The following is a 19,506-nucleotide window of genomic DNA, read 5'->3' as shown; positions in this document are numbered from 1 at the left end:
CGATGCACTGGAGAAACCCAGTGCATCGGGCCTTAGTCATTAAGCGCCCGGCGGCTGCTCGAACCGTAACGAACTCCGCAGCGGGATAGATCCGGGATCGCGATGATGCAAGCGCTGTACTGGCCGCCGCGCTGTCTCCCACTGCCGCAACCAGTACGGCATCTCGGCGTCACGAGATCGCAGCACGGATAGCACGCGTTCGGCCTGACCAAGATCATGCCAATCCAGCCCATTGAGTTCTGAAACCAGGAGCCGGCTCGCATTTGGAGAGAGAATGTGACGAGAGAAATCGATGGTGGGAATGTTGTCATACACAAACGTTGCAATGCGAAGCTCCCGTCTCTCATTCGCTACCGCACGGACGCGCTCGAGAACTGCCAGTTGGGGAAGTGCGTCGAAGCATATGTTCAGCAAAGTTTGAACAGAGCCGACCATGACGAATGTATTCCATAGCCCTCCGTGCGTCAGAAGCTGCTCGGCCACACACAAGCTCGGCTTTTCTTCGAAGCGCTGCACCTGAAACAGGTTCTCGCTAACTGCGGGGCCAGGCACAATCCAGCCAAACTCAACCTCAGGTCCTGAAGGGTGCGCTCCAAGCAGCACGACGCAATCGCGATGTTGAGCCGCCGTCTCGAATGCAGATTCAATCGCGGCAGTAAATGATAGTTCGTTGGAGTAGTAGTGATCGCAAGGCAGGATCGCTACCAGCGCATTCGGCTGCTCCTCCGCGATATGGAAGAGACTGAGAAGAATTGCAGGCGCCGTACCTCGATTGAATGGCTGCACCAGCTTGTACGACGAAGTTCCGGCGAGGTCTTCCTGAAAGTACAGGCGGTGGCCTTCCGTCACCGCGTAGATTGTCTGATTTTCGGGGATGCTTCTTGCCGCGCGGTTGCGAGTCTGGCGAAGCAGGGTCTCCTGACTCAGGAGGCCGCAGAACTGCTTTGGCCGATCGTCGCCATAGATGACGCGCGTCAAGCACTGCAGGCGCGTGCCGTCTCCGCCGGCCAGAACGAGTCCCCAGCGGTTTTGGGCCGAGGCGGGCAAGTTGCGATCCTTACGTTCTACGAGGTGCAATCCATGATTTGTCACTCTTTCTCTCTCTCCATGCTTTTGGATTTTCCCGTTTTGCCCAGAAAGACACAGAGGGTTCTGTGATGGAGGAGAGGAGCACAAACCAGACCGACGAGAGTGAACCAATAATGGCATCAAATCGAATCGGCAGGCATCTCGTACAACTACTAGTTTTTCAATTGGGATTTTGTTTCCCCCTAAGACAAACCATCGGTCGGAGCAATGATGCCCTCCTGCACGGCAAACCGCGTCAGATCGGCGACACTCCGCGCCCCAAGGCGAGACATCAGGCGCGCACGATGGAATTCGACCGTTCTTACAGAGATATAGAGAGCGTCTGCAATCTCTTTATTTTGTTTGCCTTCTACGATGAGCTGAAGGATCTGGCGTTGCCTGCCCGTAAGCTCTAAAACAGTTTGTGACGCTTGATCCGAGCGTTCCGTCACCTCCGTAACAATGCTCTGATCCAAAGCCGGAGAAAAGTACTTACCTCCGCTTCGAGCAATCTGGATCGCGTTGAGAAGTTCCTCTGAGGCGCCGGATTTCAAGACATACGCCACTCCGCCTGCTTCGATTGCCTTGCGCACATAGACCGGATTGGAGTGCATGCTGATAAAAACCAGCTTGGTTTTTGGAAGGACCTTTCGTATCTCCCGTGCGGCATCGATACCGTTCAGGACCGGCATGGTCACATCCAGAATCACGATCTCCGGCCGAAGCCGCAGAGCCTCTCGAACGAGACTCTGCCCATCAGCTGCGGAACCGATAACGTGGTGCTGGTTCTCCAGCAGCCGTCGAATGCCATCGAGAACCAACGAATGATCATCGGCGAGAAGAATTCTGGCTTTCATGGCGCCAATCTCCGTGCAAAGGTACAGTGGCCGTGACAGAGGTTCCATGCCCCGGCCTGGAAGTAATATCGAGTGTTCCGTTGACCAGGCGAATGCGCTCGGTCATGCCCAGGATTCCCAGGCCGGCCCTGCTTCGCCGGGACTCCACGGAGAAGCCAACGCCGTTGTCCTGCACCTTGAGCTCAAACATATCGCCGGCGGCCTGCAACGTAACCCAGATCTTCTTTGCCTGTCCATGTATGAGCGCATTACGGAGACTCTCCTGCGCGATGCGATAAAGACACGCTGCCTCCGTATCGGTCAGGCAGGAGTCTTCCACCAGACCATCGAAAACGACCGTAATTCCGTGTCCTCTCTCGAACTCACCGCAAAACTCCTCGAGCGCAATGCTGAGGCCGAAATCGGTAATGACGGAAGGATGAAGCCCGTGTGAGATCCGGCGCACTTCGGACGAAACGCGCGAAGCCTGCTGCTGCAGCGCTTCGATCCGTTTGCGATGTAGCGCTTCCTCAGGAAACTCAGTTCCCAGCCGCCCTAGTTCGATGGAGAGAAGTGCCAGCTGCTGGGTAATGTCATCGTGGAGTTCTCGTGCCAGGTTTCGACGGTCTTCTTCCTGCGCAGAGAGGAGGCGTGCCGCCAGTGCACGAAGTCTCTGCTCGCTCTCACGCAACGCAGATTCAGCGGTCTTGCGTGCAGTGATATCGGAGACGAAGCTTACTGCGAGCAACCCTCGCTTGGTGTGGACACCGCTGAGACTCACCTCGATTGGAAACTCCGCGCCATCTTTGCGTAATCCCAGGAGGTCCAGATCTGATCCCATAACACGGCTCGCGGGATACATATTAAAGTCCTGCCGACGTGATTGATGCAGATGGCGGAGCCTCACGGGGACCAGGGTTTCAAGCTGCCTGCCGATCAGCTCGCCTTGACCATAGCCAAACATCTTGCCGGCCTGCCGATTGGCAAGCACGATCGTACCGTCGCTATCAATGGCAATGATTGCCTGTGCCGCGGTATCCAGCAGCGTTCGGACGGTTTCTTCGCTCTCGCGCAGGGACTCCTCGAGCTCTTTGCGCGCGGTGATGTCTTCTGTAAAGATCAGGATTCCAGCAGGCTTATGATCCTGACCTCCCCAGGGCCTGATCTCCCAACGCAACCAACTGACCTGGCCATCCTGGTGAACCCATCGATCTTCTTCCGAACGCATGGTCTCTCCAGCGAGGCAGCGGCGATGGACCTCTTTCCAGCGATCGGGAATATCCGGAAATAAGTCGTAGTGTGAGTTTCCCTCGAATTGTGAGCGGTCCATCCGGTACTCCAAGGCCCATCGATCGCTGACTTGCACATACCGCATATCTCGATCGAGCATTGCAACCGCTGCGGGAACATAGCGCACGAAGGTATTGAGCAGATCCTCACGCGTTTTCAGAAGAGCGGTCCGCTCACGCACCCGGTCGTCAAGTTCAGCATTGAGCCGGGAGAGCCGCGCCGCGGCTACAGCCGATTGCAGACTATGCCGCCTGACGCTGAAGTACAACGAAGTGACGATCAACACAATGACCGCATACCCGATCACCAGGATGCCGAGAAAGTCGGAGCGCGCCTTTGTGAGCGCACTTTCCCGAGAGCTAAGCAGGCGCTGTTCCTCACGCTCCATCTCCCGGATCACGCCTTTGCTCGTCGCCAACAGTTCACGCTGCTGATCGATCTGAGATTTCATGGATGCGGGATCGCTTCTGCGCTTCAAATATTCGTCAATTGAGGATTGGTAGATCGAAATCCGCGCTTCGAGTTCCTCCCGAAGCTTCAAAACGTTCTTCTGTTGCGCGGGGTTATCGGCGGTGAGATCAGCAATGGTAGAGATCTCTTTCCGCAGGTCATCCAGATCCACGTTGTAGTCTTCGAGGAATTTGTCTTCGCCTGTGAGCAGGTATCCACGCCCGCTTTCTTCCGCCGTATCAATTGCAGAAGTCAGTCTCTCAAGCGAGACCTCTACCTGGAGTGTGTGTTCGACCAACTGGGCCCGACGATCCGCAAATCGGGCAACGAGCCACATCACGAGTCCGATGGCAATCGGAATCGCCAACAAGAGCGCCAAACGGCTAAACGCCTGAGCGTGAACGGCTCGTTGGTTCTGGATCGGCATACGGTCTCGATTGCAGACACGTAGACCTTTTCCAGATCTTACCGGGCCCGCGAAGATGACAATTCTGCGCGGAAGGCAGGTCTTTGGTCAACATGCACGTGGAATACCCACCTCCCGCCGCAGCTAACCCGTCCCTTCCGTCTCTGGATTCGCGAAGACAGCGGCTCATGACCGGGTTACTTTAGGTAGGTACCTTAGAAATACCCAGGACAATCGCTCTCACATTTGGGCTATGCGCCGTTGCTGTCCTGACACAGACTCAGCACCCGCCCGAACTCGAGATCCCCACCTCCGGCCTATGCTGCGGAACGGTCACGCCTGCTGCCCATCGAGTTCTTGAATTGCTCGATCATTCTAAGGTTGAACAGCTTTGGGAAAACGAGCGTCCTCAGACCGTGCTCGCGCATATCTCATAGTGAAGAGCGACCGACTCCACTCTGGACAACAGCTGCCTTGCCTCTGGCTCAAATTTGGCGGCAGTATAGTCGGGCCCGGCAAAAATCTGGACAGCTTCGAGAGAGTCAAACAGGTTGATGACAACAAATTCGACTTCGTCAGTCGTCTCTCTACGAAGGACATACCCGCCTTTGTAACCAGGAATTTCGCTGAGCGCAGGAAGAATCTTTCCTTTTAGATGGCTCTCATAAGCGTCTGCCTTTTTAGCTGTTGTCCATCCCCGCCAATGACGCGCGATCATGATCAGCCTCCATTTTGTGTTTCATTCATAGTTTGCATCGGCATCAATGTACCTGGCTAACCCACAATGAATAAGCCGAAGAGAACCGCAAAAAGTGCATATTCAAATGCGAGCCATAACCAGTATCGGAATGGACTCTCCGAGCGATGGACCTTACCCCACTTGAGAACCGCTGTCCCAGTAAAAGTTCCGTACATGGCAAGAGACAAAGGAATCAGCAAAAGAGCCAAACACAGAAACGGAGAGTTCGATATGTCGTCATGGCTCATGTCAGCCACGTTATCGCAGCGAGTCGCTATCCATCTTTTTCTATAATTCCGCCGTGGCTCTCGTTATCTTTCTTCGGGGCGTTAATGTCGGCGGCCATAGAACATTTCGCCCAAGCATATTGGCGGAGAACCTCCGCCAATATGATGTCGTGAATGTAGGTACTGCAGGCACATTCGTCGTTCGAAAACCGGGATCTCGGACCAAACTTCGCGCTGAGTTGCTCCGAATGCTTCCTTTCGACACGCAGGTAATGTTCTGCGACGGCGCTGATCTTATACGCATGGAGGACGAAAATCCTTTTGAGATCACTCCACCGCCCCGCGATATCGTCCGCTTCATGAGTGTCCTCTCGAAGTCGGGCCGCCGCACGACCTCTCTTCCATGCGCTCTTCCTGCAAGCGGAGAGTGGTTCGTACGCATCATGGCCTCCGAGGGACGATTTGTTTTCGGAGAGTATCGACGTAGCATGAAGACAATCGGTTACCTCAGCCAGATTGACGAACTGTTCGGGGCGACCGCAGCAACTCGTAGTTGGAATACGATCATGGCAGTCATACGAATCTTAAAGGCGAAAGCCTGACCGCGATTGATGATTGGTGATTGCAGTGGCGTACTAACAAGCTTCAAGAGCGACTACCCTGCCTGTGCAATCACCAAAGCCAATTCTTGGCAGCCCTGATTTCTGGGTATAGGCACGGAAGGTAATCTCATCGCCATCCTCAAGGAAGGTTCGAATTTCTCCGGTAGGCAAGCGCAGGGGTTCGGGATTATGTCGCTTTTCCAGGAGACATCCTTCGGAACCTGCCTCCGGCCCGGAGATCGTTCCTGTGGCAAGCAGATCACCCGGACGTAGGTTGCAGCCGTTGCAGGTGTGATGCGTCACGAGTTGACCGATGGTCCAGTAAAGGTCACGCAGGTTACCGCGACTGAGCATCATGGCCTGCATCTGTTGCTGCCGCATTGCTTCGGATTGGAGATAGACCTCCAGCGTCAGATCGATGCCGTCTCTGTCGCGAGAGGATGAAGCGAGATAGGGTAGCGGAGCTGGATCATTTGCCGGACGCTCGAAGGAAGGAACGCGATATGGGGAGAGAGCTTCGAGAGGCACAATCCAGGGAGAGATCGTCGTCGCAAAGTTCTTGGCGAGAAATGGGCCTAGGGGCTGATACTCCCAGGACTGTATATCGCGCGCCGACCAATCGTTGACAAGGCATAAACCAAAGATGTGCTCTTCGGCCTTATCGATCGGGATACTGTGCCCCAGTGGATTCCCGGTACCCACCAGGATGCCGACTTCCAGTTCGTAATCGAGGGACTTCGACGGTCCAAAGACCGGGGCTTCGGCCGCAGGAGGCTTTATCTGCCCACACGGACGGCGAATATCCGCACCGCTGATCACGATGGAAGATACGCGGCCGTGATAGCCGATGGGAACATACTTGTAGTTCGGCAGTAATGGATTGTCCGGACGGAAGAGACGTCCGACGCGGGTTGCGTGATAAATCGATGCATAGAAATCCGTATAGTCTCCGATATCCGCCGGCGGTCTCATGACCGCATCCTTCCTCGAAAGGAGTAGCGGTTCGACATCGCTCTTCTTCTCATAACCCTCATCGAGCAGTGTCATGAGTTGTCGCCTCAAAGCAGACCAAGCCTCCGGCCCGAGAGACATCAATGGATTCAAGGTACGAGCCTTACAAGCAGCGGCTACTTCCTTTGAGAGAATGGAAAGGAAACCTTGATCGGCGCAGGCATAAAGATCAAGGATCTGATCTCCAATAGCAACACCGATGTGAGCCGTCTCGCGATAAAGAAACACACCGTAGGGCAAGTTCTGGATGGGGAAATCCGACTCAGGATCATTGGCCGACGATATCCAGCTCCTGCTTGCTATAGCCATCCCAATCTCTCCAGGTCCTGAATTGGTTCCACGAAGGAGCAGGAACCAAAGCTTATGGCAAACTCTCCTCGAACGGTGCGGAGTTTCTCCGCGCTCCACTGAAACGACCGCCATCCAATCGTATCCGCAGTCACGCGGAAAGCTTCCGGGTCTTGCTCATCAAGTATTTGTTGTGCTCTGTCTTCCGTTCCTCCGAAGTAAATATCTGTAGCCGCGAGAAACAGGTTAAGAAAACCATGCATGATTCCCGTTTCGCTATCGGGTTCATAGGTAAATGGGTGGCATCCACGGATTGGGTGATGAAGGCCCGCTGTAGCCTTGAATTCCAGGTCCCTGCCGGCCATTGCAGTCAACATTGCGGCGATTGCCTCCGAGGAAGGAAATGCCGCGGCAGTTATGCCACCCGTCCGTATTTTGACGCGGGCACCCACCATACGTATGGACGTCAGCACCTCTACGTCGAGAGGCATCATCGGTACCTCGAAGTAAACGGTACTCTCTGGCGGCCTCCATGCGGTCTTGAGGCCTATTTCATCCAGCCCGTCAGGCTTCACTTCAATAGATTCGACGCGAAACCCACCCTTGTGGAGTTGTGCGATGTTGCTCACCTCCGCGACAGAAGATGCAATGACACTCAAAGGCATATCGGCAATGGCATCACCCGCAACTTCGCGAAGCTCGGAGAGGCGCTTCCTATCAACAATAAAACGGCCCAATAACTCCGAATGTCGATTGCGTTTGTAGGCAAGGTAGCTGCTGACAGCCGACTTCATGTCGAGACCGGCAGGTGGATACAGGCCTGCGTAATCGATCAGGCCCGAGAGGAGGCTATCGGTCGCGGTCATCGGGTCGTGAATTTCAGCTTCTCGCCGGAGGGCTTAGGCCTTCCATTCGGCGAGACTTCAGCCTGAAAATGCTTTCTGAGCCCCTGCCAGCATTCGAAATATTCATGCTGAAGGATGCGAGTATGCATTGCGAACTCAGTAGGCCGCACGACCAGTTGCGTCTCGAACATAAAGGCCAGAGTGTTGTCGAGATACTGTGGTTTCAGTTCAGCGGAACTAGCCCGTTCGAAGGTTTCGGCATCAGGTCCATGACCGGCCATGCAGTTGTGTAAGCTGGCTCCTCCCGGAAGAAAGCCCTCGGCCTTCGCGTCATAGGCCCCCACGATCAACCCCATAAATTCATTCATAAAGTTTCGATGGAACCAGGGAGGCCGGAAGCTGTGTTCAGCCACAAGCCAGCGCGGGGGGAAGATCGCGAAGTCACAGTTTGCGGTACCAGGTATCGCTGACGGAGAACTCAAGACGGTATAGATCGAAGGATCGGGATGGTCAAACGAAACCGTGTTGATGCAATTGAAGCGCGCAAGATCATATTTGTACGGCGCATAGTTACCGTGCCAGGCAACGACATCTAAGGGCGAGTGGTCGATCTGTGCGGTCCAGAGCCGGCCGAGGAATTTCGCTGTGATATGAAATTCTCCATCGAGGTTTTCAAAGGCCGCTGTCGGCGCCTGGAAATCTCGCGCGTTTGCTAATCCATTCGCTCCGATGGGCCCCAGGTCCGGCAGACGAAAGGTCTGGCCGTAGTTCTCACAGAGATACCCTCGTGCCTGCCCATCGATCAATTCAACACGGAATTTGATTCCGCGAGGGATCACGCAGATCTCACCAGGCGCCGTTTCTAAAATGCCCAATTCGGTGTGGAGACGCAGTGTGCCTAGCTGGGGAACGACGAGGGACTCTCCATCGGCACTGTAGAAGAATCTATCGTTCATGGATCGGTTCGCGGCATAGAGATGAATCGCGACTCCGGTCTGCATGGCAGGATCGCCATTCCCGCCTAACGTAACGATGCCGTCCACAAAATCTGTGGGCTCCTCGGGGATTGGCAACGGGTCCCACCGCAACTGATTGGGTGGGGTCGGGATCTCAGTAAACGGGCCACTCCGGATAAGGCGTGAGGGAATCTCTTCGTATGGCTGGTGAGTCACCGATGGACGTATGCGATAGGTCCAAGTACGGCGATTCTGAGATCGCGGCGCGGTAAAAGGCGTTCCGCTGAGCTGCTCAGTATAGAGACCTAAAGGATGTTTCTGCGGAGCATTCTGGCCAAGAGGCAACGCTCCGGGGACAGCCTCCGACACAAATTCATTGCCGAAGCCGGACTGATACAGGACGCCAACCGTCATGGATAACCCTCTCTACAGGCGACCGCTCGTGGCGAGCCGCTCTGCCTCGTGCATAATTTCGTAGAGCTGATCGAAGCTGTTTACGACGAAGAGCAACTTATGAAGCTCGTCGATCTTGACCGGCGTATTTACCACTTCAGCCAGCGAGAATTCCTTGATGGCGCAGTGGCCGCCCATGACATTCAGACATTCTCCATGCGAGCTGATGAGGCCGCTGCCATACACTTTGATCTCCCCTTGCTGGCGAATCAATCCGAACTCGACCGTATACCAGAAGAGGCGAGAAAGCTTTTCACGAATTGGCTCCTCCGGAGTAGCAACACAGACACGGCCATAGTGCTCCAGGAAGTCTGCAAAAACCGGATGCGCATGCATCGGCACATGACCGACGACATCGTGAAAGATATCCGGCTCAGGCGTATATTCCATCGATTCCCGGCTGCGCAGCCAAACCGTCGTTGGGAATTTGCGCGCAGCCAGCATCTCAAAGAATGCCTGCGAAGGCAGAAAACCACTTACCGCGGTGGAGTTCCATCCGGTTCTTGGTCCCAATCGTGCGTTCACCTCTGCAAGATTGGGTAGCCGGTCGCGTTTTAGACCGATGATCTGGAAGCCGTCGAGATACTCCTGTGCCGCGTGTTTCTCAAGTTCGGGAAGAACACGTCCGACAAGCTCGGCCCAGATGCTGTGCTGCTCCTCGGTATAGGACGAGTAGTCCTGGTTGATGAGGTAAGGCGCCGCCGCGGAAAGTGTTGCAGTTGTCATGGTCGTTCTCCTCTTACAGATTGCCGCGAGCCTGCTGTTCCCTTTCGATGGCCTCAAAGAGGGCTTTGAAATTACCTTTTCCGAAGCTACGGCTTCCTTTGCGCTGAATGATCTCAAAGAACAGAGTGGGGCGATCTTCCACAGGACGGGTAAAGATCTGCAGCATGTAACCTTCATCGTCGCGATCCACCAGGATGCCGAGCCGTTCGAGTTCATCAACAGGCTCATCAATCCGGCCGACGCGCTGCTGTAGCTCGGAATAATACGTATGCGGAACGCGCAGAAACTCCACGCCCTGCTCATGGAGTTTGTTGACCGTATGCAGGATGTCCTTGGTCGCCAAAGCAATATGCTGTACCCCAGGGCCGCCGTAGAAGTCCAGGTACTCTTCGATCTGGGACTTGCGTTTGCCCTCCGCCGGCTCGTTGATAGGAAACTTCACATACCCGTTGCCGTTGGACATCACCTTGGACATGAGCGCGGAGTATTCGGTCGAAATATCTTTGTCATCAAAGCTTTGATAGAGACTGAATCCCATCACCTTGGCGTAAAAATCAACCCAGGTATTCATTTCATGCCAGCCGACGTTGCCCACAACGTGATCAATGTGCAACAGGCCCACAGGGCGAGCGACGGGGTCTTCCTCTATGGCACGAAAACCAGGAAGAAACGGCCCCTGATAGTCTCCACGCTGAACAAAGGTATGGATGGTATCGCCGTAGGCGCGAATGCTTGCCAGTACGGCCTGACCGTGATCGTCCGATACGACATAGGGTTCGGCAACGCTGACAGCGCCGCGGTTGACTGTCTCATGCCACGACTGGCGAGCATCATCCACCCATAGCGCCACGCAACGGACTCCATCTCCGTGGTGCTGCACATGTTCCGCAATCGCATGAACTGGACGAAGGACCGTCGTCAGCACAAAGCGAATCTTGCCCTGCTGAACAACATACGAGGCTCGATCTCGTTGCCCGGTCTCAGGGCCAGCATAGGCCACCAGAGACATGCCAAAAGCTGTCCGGTAAAAATACGAAGCCTGCCGGGCATTGCCGACATAGAACTCCAGGTGATCGATTCCCTTGAGTGGAAGAAAATCAACGTTCGTTGGGGGAGCCGCCTCGGCCGGTTGGGAAAGAATGCTCTTCGTAGCTGACATAGAGCTCCGTCTCTGCCGCAAGGCAGCGTCGCCTTCCGGCAACGGAACAGCATAGGCTTCCTCTTGTGCTTTTGGAATACCGATTCGAGAGAAACCGTCAGAATTTAATGCAACGGGTCTCTTCTGCTTTATTTTCAAGCATTTGCGATGATGCCAAAGTCCCACTACCGCGTCCCACCCATCGCCTTACCACCCCACCGAACTAAGTTCGGCGGAACCCCTATTTGCCTAGTCTTGCCAGCGGGGCTTTCGTTTGCTCAGGAATGCGGTTACGCCCTCCTGGAAGTCAGGGTGTTGCCTGGTGTGGAGACTGGCAGCCACGGCCCGTTCAATTCTCGCGTCCAGTTCCGAAGCGGTCTGAGCGATCAGCAGCTCTTTTGTCTTCCGCATTGCAGATGGGCTGTTCTGGAGGAGCTCCTGCGCGAAGAGGTGCACCCGCTCCAACAACATCTCGCTCGCGACAATCTCGTTTACCAGCCCCAGTTCGTGCGCTTGCTGAGCGTCAAAAAGCTGCCCCGTCAGCAAAAGGTTTCTTGCCTGTTTATCGCCGAGTTGCAGACCGAGAAAGACGGAGACCAGCGCCGGGATGAAACCGATCTTCACTTCCGTGTATCCGAACTTTGCCCCTGGGACGGCAAAGGTGAAGTCGCAGAGAGTCGCCAACCCTGTCCCGCCGGCGATGGCGTGACCATTCACCGCCGCAATAGCTGGTATCGGAAGGGCATACAGCGTACGAAAGAGCTGCGCGGTACGCTGCGCATCCGCCTTCTGCTCTTCGACTGTTTGCTCGAACATTGACTCCAGCACAGCCAGATCCAGCCCGGAACAGAAAGCCGCACCGGCACCGGTCAAGATAACCACCTTCACGGCACCTGTTTTCGCAGCTTCAAATGCTGCGATCAGCTCCTCCTGCATCTCAGGAGTCAATGCATTGCGCCGCTCCGGACGGTTCAGTGTGATCGTCAGAATGCCTTCTTCCAGATCTGTCAGCAGCGTATTCACGGAGCCGTCCTCTGTGTTTCCACTTGCCCATAGCGCCTGGAAAACTCTCGATTCAGCGCGATCAATGTCTCTAGCGGAGAAATCTCCGGCGGGGGGACTCCCATGCCGGCAAGCTCAGCCATAACCGCCTCGGTTGGCATATTTCCGACCAGGTCATCCTGTGCAAAGGGACATCCGCCGAGCCCGGCAATGGCGGTGTCGAAGCGGCGGCAGCCCGCGAGATAAGCCGCGCGAACCTTTGGTGCCGCATCTCCTGGCTTCGAATGCAGGTGGAGTCCGACTTCAATTTCGCTGTCCACTGACTCACGTGCTGCCGAAAAGACTTCGCCGATCTGTTCCGCGGTAGCCAGGCCGACCGTATCGGCGATGGAGATCTGCCTGACACCGCTCTCAACGAGCAGTTCACAAGCGGCGGTAACTTCGTTGATGCTCCACGGGTCGCCGTATGGATTGCCAAAACCCATCGATACATACGCCGCTACATTCAAGCCTGCTTTATAAGCCATCTCGCCTACAGCCTCAAGTTCATCCAACGCCTGCTCCGCAGTCTGATTTTGGTTTCTATGTAAAAACTCCGGCGAAATGGAGTAGGGGAAACCGAGCGTCGTTACCACTTCCGTCTTAACTGCCCGCTCCGCTCCTTTTGCGTTGACCACTATCCCGATGATCTCAACATCCCCTGGCGGATCAACGAAGGCAAGCACCTTCTCAGAGTCAGCCATCTGTGGAACGGCTTTCGGAGAGACAAAGCTGGCTGCATCGATATGGCGAAATCCGGCAGCGATCAGCATGCGAAGGTAATCGGCTTTGACCTCGGCAGGAATAATCCTGGAGAGCCCTTGCCAGGCGTCGCGTGGACACTCAATCAACTTGACCGTATTCATCATCTCTTTTGCAAACGCTACGTTTGAATCACGCCTGGATTGAACTTCTCAACGTCAGGGTTGAGGCTGACGGCCTCAAGCGTGCTGATCAATACTGTACGCGTCTCCGCGGGATCAATGATCGCATCAATCCATAAGCGAGCGGCGCCATAGCGCGGATCGGCTTGCGCATCGTAGGTGCTCTTGATCTCATCAAAGATCTGCTTTCGCTCCTCATCTGAGATCGCATGGCCCTTGCGCTCGAGCTGCTTGACGCGCACTTCTACCAGCGTATTCGCGGCAGACGCCCCACTCATCACGGCATAACGCGCCGTTGGCCAGGCAAAGATAAAACGCGGATCATAGGCTTTGCCGCACATCGCATAGTGCCCTGCTCCGAAGCTGCCGCCAAGGATCACAGAGATCTTGGGCACGACTGAATTCGAAACCGCGGTGACCATCTTTGCTCCCGCGCGGATGATGCCGTTCTGTTCGGCGTCGCGGCCGACCATGAACCCGTTGACATCATGGAGGAAGACCAGAGGGATCAGGCTCTGGTTGCAGTCGAGAATAAATCTGGCGGCCTTCTCTGCACTCTCGGTATAGATGACGCCGCCAAACTCCGTGCGACGTTCCCCGCCCGGCATCACCATACTCTGGTGCTGCTTTTGATTCGCAACGATCCCTACGGCATAGCCGCCAATCCGCGCATAGCCGCAAACCAGAGTTCGTCCGTAGTTAGCGCGATATTCATCGAACGCAGAGCGATCGACAATGCGCGCAATTACCTCATGCACGTCATAGGTATTCGTGGCCGCGCGTACTGGATCAGGATCAATCAATCCATAGAGTTCGTCCGAAGGATAGAGGGGAGCATCCTTCTCAGGATCGAAGGGAATGGCATCGAACGGCGCACGATTTCGATGTCCCAGCTTGTCAACGAGAGAACGCAGCCGTGTAAGGCAAGCGGCATCATCGGGCTCCTTGAAGTCGACGCTCCCGGAGATCTCCGCGTGCATGGTCGCCCCACCTAACTCCTCGGCGCCAACCTTTTGCCCGATGGCCGCTTGGACAAGAGCGGGACCAGCAAGAAAAAGTCCGCTGCCTTCGGTCATCAGTACGGTATCGGTCATGACGGGAAGATAGGCTCCGCCCGCCACGCACATGCCCATAATTGCGGTGATCTGGGGAATGTTTCGTGCTGACATCACAGCGTTGTTGCGGAAGACGCGGCCGAAGTCATCCTGATCGGGAAAGACATCCTCCTGCAACGGCAGGAAGACTCCGGAGGAATCGACGAGATAGAGCGTAGGAATGCGGTTATCGAGAGCAATCGTCTGCGCACGAATCACTTTCTTCGCGGTCAGCGGAAAGAAGGCGCCGGCCTTCACGGTTGCATCATTGGCAACCAGCATGACCAGCCTTCCGCAAACCCGTCCTAAGCCGGTGACAACTCCCGCTGCCGGAGCCCCGCCCCACTCCTCGTACATGCCATGGGCTGCATAAAGACCAAGCTCCAGAAATGGAGTGCCGGGATCGAGCAGCAGCTCCAGGCGCTCGCGAGCTGTCAGCCTCTTCTTAGCGTGCTGCGCTTCAGTGGCTTTGGCTCCGCCGCCCAGGCGAATCGTTGCCTGTTCTTCGCGCATTGCCGCAAGCAACGTGAGCAGCGCCTGGTGGTTGTTGCGGACGCGCGGAGCAGTGCCATCCAGTTTTGTCGGCAACGTGTTCTTGCTGGCGGCCTCTGACATCGACTCCCCGGTATTCGTCGGAATACGAACTTCTACTTCAAGATCTCGCGTGCAATCACCATGCGCTGAATCTCGCTGGTACCCTCGCCGATTGTGCACAATTTTACGTCCCGATAGAACTTCTCTGCCGGATAGTCCTTGATGAAACCATAGCCGCCATGAATCTGCACGCATTCATCGCAGATACGTACAGCAGCCTCACCTGCAAAGAGTTTCGCCATCGAGGACTCCAAAGTCGTCTTGTGCCCGGCATTTTTCAGGCGCGCCGCATTAAGCGTTAACAGCTTTGCGGCCTCTAGATTCGTCGCCATATCAGCCAGCTTGAACTGGATCGCCTGAAACTGGCTTATTGACTTGCCAAACTGGTGCCGCTCCTTGGCATATTTCAGCGCGGCATCATACGCACCCCGGCCAATTCCGAGTGCCAGGGCGGCAATGGAAATACGCCCACCATCAAGAACCCTCATAGCATCAATGAAACCTTCGCCCTCCTGGCCCAGCCGATTTTCATCGGGAATCAGACAGTCTTCGAAGATCAACTCCGAAGTATCGGAAGCGCGCAGTCCCAGCTTGTCTTCTTTCTTGCCGGGACGAAAACCGGGTGTGCCTTTCTCCACGACGAAGGCTGTCATACCGTGGCTTCCCTTTGTCCGGTCGGTCACAGCAATCACAACAGCACAATCCGCATGGCTTCCATTCGTAATAAAGGTCTTGCTGCCGTTCAGTACCCAACCGCGATCAGAACGTACCGCCGTGGTGCGAGCGCCAAGGGCATCGGAGCCGGAGCCAGGCTCAGTGAGCCCCCAGCATCCAAGCCATTCGCCAGACGCCAGCGGCGTTACCCATCGGCGATGTTGTTCCGGGTTGCCTGCAAGATAGATGTGGTTCGTGGACAGCGAATTGTGCGCCGCCACGATGATTCCGACCGAACCATCCACTCTGGACAGCTCCTCGATGGCCAGCACGTACTCCACATAGCCCATCCCGCTCCCGCCCAGTTCCGGAGGAAAGAGAACACCCAGCAGACCCATCTGGCCTAACTGCCGTACAACCTCGCTGGGAAAGGTACACTTTTCATCCCACTCGCGGACGTGTGGAGCAATCTCAGTCTGCGCAAAGCGGCGAATCACTCGCTGCAATTCTTCTTGTTCTTCCGTCAGTTCAAAGCCAGTTCTTCCTGTTCCAGTTTTTCCCGTCATAGATCGCTCCCATGAGCAGCCATCTGCCCATGTTGCGGTTTGGGCCTGCGAAACCGCAGGCTGAAATAAAGTTGGGGAAGTCTGTAAGGGCTTCCAAAGGGGTTGTGAGAGGGGAACGATCGCTGCAAAGGCCGATGGATGACCCCGAATCCTTCTTCAGCCCGTGATATCGCAGTGGAGCTAACCGGATCGCAACGTTTTTGCTGCTCAGTCTTTGCGCCTTCACCGTTGCTCCACGTGCGGGCGACTTCCATCGCGAATCGCCAATCAGCGTATCCATCTTCGACACGGAGTATGGCACCGCCAGAAGAGAAAGACAATCCTATTAGAGAAGGGAGCATTTGATTTTTCTTTCCCGCGCAAAGGTGCTATCGTCCTTCGATGTTGTGGAGAACGAGCGTTCGCCGCTATCGAATCGCCGTAACGGCCGTTCGATAGCGGACGGCTCGCAACAGGCACGGGATAATGGACAAACTCTGGCCAAGTGCAGCGGCGGTACTCGAGGGAATCGTAAAAGATGGCATGCTCCTGGCCATCGGTGGATTCGGATTATGCGGCATCCCGGAAGCATTGATTCTGGCTCTGCGCGATTCTGGAGCCCGGGATCTTACCGTAGCCAGCAATAACGCGGGAGTGGACGGTTGGGGACTGGGCCTGCTGCTCGAAAGTCGTCAGATCCGAAAGATGATCTCCAGCTATGTCGGTGAGAATGCCGAATTCGAACGGCAGTTTCTCCAGGGAGAACTCGAGGTCGAGTTCGTGCCTCAAGGCACGCTGGCAGAACGCATGCGCGCCGGAGGTGCGGGAATCCCCGGCTTCTATACGCGCACCGGAGTCGGAACCATCGTCGCCGAAGGCAAGGAACACAAAGAGTTCGATGGGGCGACCTACATCCTCGAACGCGGTCTCCGGGCCGACCTAGCCCTGGTAAAGGCATGGAAAGCCGACCTGCACGGAAACCTGGTCTTTCGACGCACAGCACGCAACTTCAATCCTTTGGCCGCAACCTGCGGAAAGATCACCGTCGCCGAGGCCGAGATCATCGTCGCTCCGGGAGAGCTCGACCCCGACGAGATACATACTCCCGGCATCTTCGTACAGCGAGTCGTCCACAATCCTTCTCCCGAAAAACGAATCGAACGCAAGACAACGAGGACGATCTGACCATGCCATGGACACGTCACCAGATGGCTCAGCGTGCAGCGGCTGAATTGAAGGATGGATATTACGTTAACCTCGGCATCGGCATGCCGACTCTGGTTGCCAACTTCATTCCTGCAGGTATGACCGTAATTCTGCAGTCGGAAAATGGCCTTCTCGGCATGGGACCTTTTCCCCTGGAAAGCGATGTCGATCCGGACCTGATCAACGCCGGCAAAGAAACCGTCACTCTGCTGCCTGGAGCATCGATCTTTTCCAGCGCTGACTCATTTGCCATGATCCGCGGAGGCCACGTCGATCTCGCCATCCTTGGAGCCATGCAGGTCTCTGAAAAGGGTGATCTGGCGAACTGGATGATTCCCGGTAAACGCGTCAAAGGCATGGGAGGGGCCATGGACATCGTCTCCGGCGTGCGGCAGGTGGTGATCATGATGGAACACAACGCCCAGGATGGTTCGCCAAAGCTGCTTCCCCAATGCACGCTTCCATTGACCGGCGCAGGAGTAGTAAACCGTGTCATCACCGATTTATGCGTCATGGATATTACGGAGAATGGGGTTGTGGTCATTGAATTAGCCGAAGGAGTAACCTCTGAAGAGGTTGCCAGGCGCTCCGGTGTCTCTGTGCACTTTGAACTTCACTGAGCCCGCATCGATCCCTTTGTGAGAACAACCTGATGAGAGTGGTAACAATGCGAGATGTAGTCATCGTATCGGCGGTTCGGACAGCGGTTGGCAAGTTTCTCGGTGGACTGAGCGAGGTAGCCGCAACCCAGCTCGGCTCGGTCGTTGTGCGCGAGGCGGTAAGCCGTGCAGGAATTGCGCCAGACTCCGTGGATGAGTGCATCATGGGCTGCGTGTTGCCGGCCGGCCTCGGCCAGAATCCTGCGCGCCAGGCAGCGTTGGGCGGTGGACTTGCCGACACCGTCGCCGCGCTCACCGTCAACATGGTTTGCGGTAGTGGATTGAAAGCAGTCGGGCTGGGAGCACAGGCAATCATGCTCGGTGATGCGGAGATTGTCGTCGCCGGCGGGATGGAATCGATGTCAAACGCGCCCTATCTGGTGCCACAAGCACGTAAAGGACTGCGCATGGGCGACGGCAGCATCGTCGACTCTGTAATCAAGGACGGCCTGTGGTGCGCCTGTGACAACCAGCACATGGGTCTCACCGCGGAACTGGTTGCTGACAAGCACCATCTAACCCGGGAACAACAGGATGCCTATGCCCTCGAATCACACAGAAGAGCGGCTTCGGCTCGACGTGAGGGAAGATTCAAGGACGAGATCGTTCCCGTGCAGATTCCGGACAGGAAAGGGACGATCACGAGCTTCGAGTCAGATGAAAGCATTCGCGAGGATGCTTCCCTTCAGGCACTGTCTGCATTGCGTCCCGCCTTTAAAAAAGACGGGACGGTGACTGCCGGCAACGCACCGGGACTTAATGACGCTGCGGCGGCAGTGCTCCTGATGACCGCGGATCGCGCTGCAAAGTTAGGACTCACGCCCATGGCGCGCATCCGAGCCCAGGCGCAGAGCGGGGTTGCGCCGCGATGGGTCATGCTTGCTCCGGTCATAGGTGTGACCAGGGTGCTGGAGAAGGCAGCCTGGAAGAAAGACGAGGTCGACCTCTACGAACTCAATGAGGCGTTCAGCGTGCAGGCTCTCGGCGTGACCAAAGAGCTCGACCTGGATCTCTCCAATGTGAATGTGAATGGAGGAGCCGTTGCGATCGGCCATCCGATTGGCGCAAGCGGCGCTCGAATTCTTGTCACACTGCTGCACGAGATGATTCGCAGAGATGTGACGAAAGGCGTTGCAGCGTTATGTCTCGGCGGAGGAAACTCCGTGGCCCTCGCGGTTGAACGCTAGAGCATTGCTCCTACAGTCTCGAGAAAAGCGACGTATGAACCGAGTTTCGTTCGACTCAAGTGGAGTATTCTAAAAACTGATCCAGGAGCTTCAACCGTTCGACCCGATCTCTTCATGACAGCCCATCGTCCAACACCGCTCGCATCTACTCAACTCTTTGTTGATGCTGTGGCCGTGCGCATTCTGGTTGGAATTCGGGTGATTTGCATCGCTATGGAGGCGAACGGGACGGCTTAGAGCAACTCGATACGGATTCGCAAAGCCACCCTTCGCCTCTGGCGGAGGGTGGCTTTTTGCTTTTAAGGAGACAGGATGCGTTACGAAGTACAGTTGGAACTGGAAGATCATCACCGGATGTTGTCACGCGTGCTGCAGGCGTTGGAGCATGCCCAGGCAATCGTCGAACATCTGACGTTGGATCGGCGCGCGGGGCGATTGCATTGCTGTCTTATCGCTCAGGTCGACAGCCAGCGTCGCGCACGCATGGAATCACTTTTATGGAAGATCCATAGCGTTGTCAGGCTGAGCGTGTATGCGTCGCCCTCACCTTCGACGGGGTGTGGTCGTATTCCATAAATTTTTTGCGGGCTGTCAAACCGATGAGTAT

At 55.7% G+C, this 19,506-nt stretch carries 18 protein-coding genes; 5 read left to right on the top strand and 13 right to left on the bottom strand.

Annotated elements, in window-relative coordinates:
• Window positions 1-39: 39 nt before the first annotated feature.
• The 4 genes from FTW19_RS05675 to FTW19_RS05660 form a co-directional block, all read right to left on the bottom strand.
• Window positions 40-1,047, bottom strand: coding sequence for a sugar phosphate nucleotidyltransferase (locus FTW19_RS05675; protein WP_187143303.1), 1,008 nt, complete (start codon window positions 1,045-1,047; stop codon window positions 40-42).
• A gap of 224 nt (window positions 1,048-1,271) precedes the next feature.
• On the bottom strand, window positions 1,272-1,925 hold the full coding sequence (locus FTW19_RS05670; protein WP_187143302.1) for a response regulator: 654 nt from the start codon (window positions 1,923-1,925) through the stop codon (window positions 1,272-1,274).
• Window positions 1,897-4,071: a PAS domain S-box protein gene (locus FTW19_RS05665; RefSeq protein WP_147646732.1), complete on the bottom strand. Its 2,175-nt coding sequence runs from the start codon at window positions 4,069-4,071 to the stop codon at window positions 1,897-1,899. The genes FTW19_RS05670 and FTW19_RS05665 overlap by 29 nt, the downstream gene beginning before the upstream one ends.
• A gap of 388 nt (window positions 4,072-4,459) precedes the next feature.
• A complete protein-coding gene (locus FTW19_RS05660) occupies window positions 4,460-4,768 on the bottom strand; it encodes an antibiotic biosynthesis monooxygenase family protein (RefSeq protein ID WP_147646731.1) in 309 nt (102 codons plus the stop codon).
• Between the two features lie 322 nt (window positions 4,769-5,090).
• On the opposite strand from FTW19_RS05660, the gene FTW19_RS26395 reads away from it, so the two are divergent.
• Entirely contained in the window at window positions 5,091-5,618 is a 528-nt protein-coding gene (locus tag FTW19_RS26395) for a DUF1697 domain-containing protein (RefSeq protein ID WP_187143300.1), read from the top strand.
• Window positions 5,619-5,651: 33 nt separating this feature from the next.
• Here FTW19_RS26395 and fahA read toward each other — a convergent pair whose 3' ends face one another.
• The 9 genes from fahA to FTW19_RS05610 all read right to left on the bottom strand — a co-directional run bounded on the left by fahA (window position 5,652) and on the right by FTW19_RS05610 (window position 15,868).
• A complete protein-coding gene (fahA, locus tag FTW19_RS05650; RefSeq protein ID WP_147646730.1) occupies window positions 5,652-6,938 on the bottom strand; it encodes a fumarylacetoacetase in 1,287 nt (428 codons plus the stop codon).
• Window positions 6,929-7,783: a hypothetical protein gene (locus FTW19_RS05645; protein ID WP_147646729.1), complete on the bottom strand. Its 855-nt coding sequence runs from the start codon at window positions 7,781-7,783 to the stop codon at window positions 6,929-6,931. Before FTW19_RS05645 ends, fahA begins: the two co-directional genes overlap by 10 nt.
• Window positions 7,780-9,132, bottom strand: a complete 1,353-nt coding sequence (gene hmgA, locus FTW19_RS05640; protein ID WP_147646728.1) for a homogentisate 1,2-dioxygenase — start codon at window positions 9,130-9,132, stop codon at window positions 7,780-7,782. The genes FTW19_RS05645 and hmgA overlap by 4 nt, the downstream gene beginning before the upstream one ends.
• Before the next feature lie 12 nt (window positions 9,133-9,144).
• Window positions 9,145-9,897 carry a phenylalanine 4-monooxygenase gene (locus FTW19_RS05635; RefSeq protein WP_147646727.1) on the bottom strand — a complete coding sequence of 251 codons (753 nt, stop codon included), beginning with the start codon at window positions 9,895-9,897 and terminating at the stop codon, window positions 9,145-9,147.
• Window positions 9,898-9,910: 13 nt separating this feature from the next.
• Complete coding sequence (gene hppD / locus FTW19_RS05630) at window positions 9,911-11,056, bottom strand: 4-hydroxyphenylpyruvate dioxygenase (RefSeq protein ID WP_147646726.1); 1,146 nt, start codon at window positions 11,054-11,056, stop codon at window positions 9,911-9,913.
• Window positions 11,057-11,284: 228 nt separating this feature from the next.
• Window positions 11,285-12,058, bottom strand: a complete 774-nt coding sequence (locus tag FTW19_RS05625; protein WP_147646725.1) for an enoyl-CoA hydratase/isomerase family protein — start codon at window positions 12,056-12,058, stop codon at window positions 11,285-11,287.
• On the bottom strand, window positions 12,055-12,945 hold the full coding sequence (locus FTW19_RS05620) for a hydroxymethylglutaryl-CoA lyase (protein ID WP_147646724.1): 891 nt from the start codon (window positions 12,943-12,945) through the stop codon (window positions 12,055-12,057). The genes FTW19_RS05625 and FTW19_RS05620 overlap by 4 nt, the downstream gene beginning before the upstream one ends.
• A gap of 14 nt (window positions 12,946-12,959) precedes the next feature.
• Window positions 12,960-14,669: an acyl-CoA carboxylase subunit beta gene (locus FTW19_RS05615; protein ID WP_147646723.1), complete on the bottom strand. Its 1,710-nt coding sequence runs from the start codon at window positions 14,667-14,669 to the stop codon at window positions 12,960-12,962.
• Between the two features lie 32 nt (window positions 14,670-14,701).
• Window positions 14,702-15,868, bottom strand: coding sequence for an acyl-CoA dehydrogenase (locus FTW19_RS05610; protein ID WP_147646722.1), 1,167 nt, complete (start codon window positions 15,866-15,868; stop codon window positions 14,702-14,704).
• 465 nt (window positions 15,869-16,333) lie between these two features.
• Between FTW19_RS05610 and FTW19_RS05605 the strand changes: the two genes are divergently transcribed.
• The 4 genes from FTW19_RS05605 (at window position 16,334) to FTW19_RS05590 (ending at window position 19,475) form a co-directional block, all read left to right on the top strand.
• Window positions 16,334-17,032, top strand: a complete 699-nt coding sequence (locus FTW19_RS05605; protein ID WP_147646721.1) for a CoA transferase subunit A — start codon at window positions 16,334-16,336, stop codon at window positions 17,030-17,032.
• Between the two features lie 2 nt (window positions 17,033-17,034).
• Window positions 17,035-17,673: a CoA transferase subunit B gene (locus FTW19_RS05600; protein WP_147646720.1), complete on the top strand. Its 639-nt coding sequence runs from the start codon at window positions 17,035-17,037 to the stop codon at window positions 17,671-17,673.
• Between the two features lie 47 nt (window positions 17,674-17,720).
• The gene (locus FTW19_RS05595) at window positions 17,721-18,899 is read left to right on the top strand and encodes an acetyl-CoA C-acetyltransferase (protein WP_147646719.1); all 1,179 of its coding nucleotides are present in this window, start codon (window positions 17,721-17,723) and stop codon (window positions 18,897-18,899) included.
• Window positions 18,900-19,211: 312 nt separating this feature from the next.
• The gene (locus FTW19_RS05590) at window positions 19,212-19,475 is read left to right on the top strand and encodes a hypothetical protein (RefSeq protein WP_147646718.1); all 264 of its coding nucleotides are present in this window, start codon (window positions 19,212-19,214) and stop codon (window positions 19,473-19,475) included.
• Window positions 19,476-19,506 lie beyond the last annotated feature (31 nt).

Source organism: Terriglobus albidus (assembly GCF_008000815.1).
GTDB classification, from domain to species: domain Bacteria; phylum Acidobacteriota; class Terriglobia; order Terriglobales; family Acidobacteriaceae; genus Terriglobus; species Terriglobus albidus_A.
Note: the sequence above shows the minus strand (reverse complement) of the source record. Positions and strands in the feature narration are given on the sequence as shown.

Excerpts from the sequence above, each read along its gene's own strand:
- FTW19_RS05670 (WP_187143302.1), bottom strand. The coding sequence starts at position 1,925 with ATGAAAGCCAGAATTCTTCTCGCCGATGATCATTCGTTGGTTCTCGAT.
- FTW19_RS05665 (WP_147646732.1), bottom strand. The coding sequence starts at position 4,071 with ATGCCGATCCAGAACCAACGAGCCGTTCACGCTCAGGCGTTTAGCCGT.
- FTW19_RS05660 (WP_147646731.1), bottom strand. The coding sequence starts at position 4,768 with ATGATCGCGCGTCATTGGCGGGGATGGACAACAGCTAAAAAGGCAGAC.
- fahA (WP_147646730.1), bottom strand. The coding sequence starts at position 6,938 with ATGGCTATAGCAAGCAGGAGCTGGATATCGTCGGCCAATGATCCTGAG.
- FTW19_RS05645 (WP_147646729.1), bottom strand. The coding sequence starts at position 7,783 with ATGACCGCGACCGATAGCCTCCTCTCGGGCCTGATCGATTACGCAGGC.
- hmgA (WP_147646728.1), bottom strand. The coding sequence starts at position 9,132 with ATGACGGTTGGCGTCCTGTATCAGTCCGGCTTCGGCAATGAATTTGTG.
- FTW19_RS05635 (WP_147646727.1), bottom strand. The coding sequence starts at position 9,897 with ATGACAACTGCAACACTTTCCGCGGCGGCGCCTTACCTCATCAACCAG.
- hppD (WP_147646726.1), bottom strand. The coding sequence starts at position 11,056 with ATGTCAGCTACGAAGAGCATTCTTTCCCAACCGGCCGAGGCGGCTCCC.
- FTW19_RS05620 (WP_147646724.1), bottom strand. The coding sequence starts at position 12,945 with ATGATGAATACGGTCAAGTTGATTGAGTGTCCACGCGACGCCTGGCAA.
- FTW19_RS05615 (WP_147646723.1), bottom strand. The coding sequence starts at position 14,669 with ATGTCAGAGGCCGCCAGCAAGAACACGTTGCCGACAAAACTGGATGGC.
- FTW19_RS05610 (WP_147646722.1), bottom strand. The coding sequence starts at position 15,868 with ATGACGGGAAAAACTGGAACAGGAAGAACTGGCTTTGAACTGACGGAA.
- FTW19_RS05605 (WP_147646721.1), top strand. The coding sequence starts at position 16,334 with ATGGACAAACTCTGGCCAAGTGCAGCGGCGGTACTCGAGGGAATCGTA.
- FTW19_RS05600 (WP_147646720.1), top strand. The coding sequence starts at position 17,035 with ATGCCATGGACACGTCACCAGATGGCTCAGCGTGCAGCGGCTGAATTG.
- FTW19_RS05595 (WP_147646719.1), top strand. The coding sequence starts at position 17,721 with ATGCGAGATGTAGTCATCGTATCGGCGGTTCGGACAGCGGTTGGCAAG.
- FTW19_RS05590 (WP_147646718.1), top strand. The coding sequence starts at position 19,212 with ATGCGTTACGAAGTACAGTTGGAACTGGAAGATCATCACCGGATGTTG.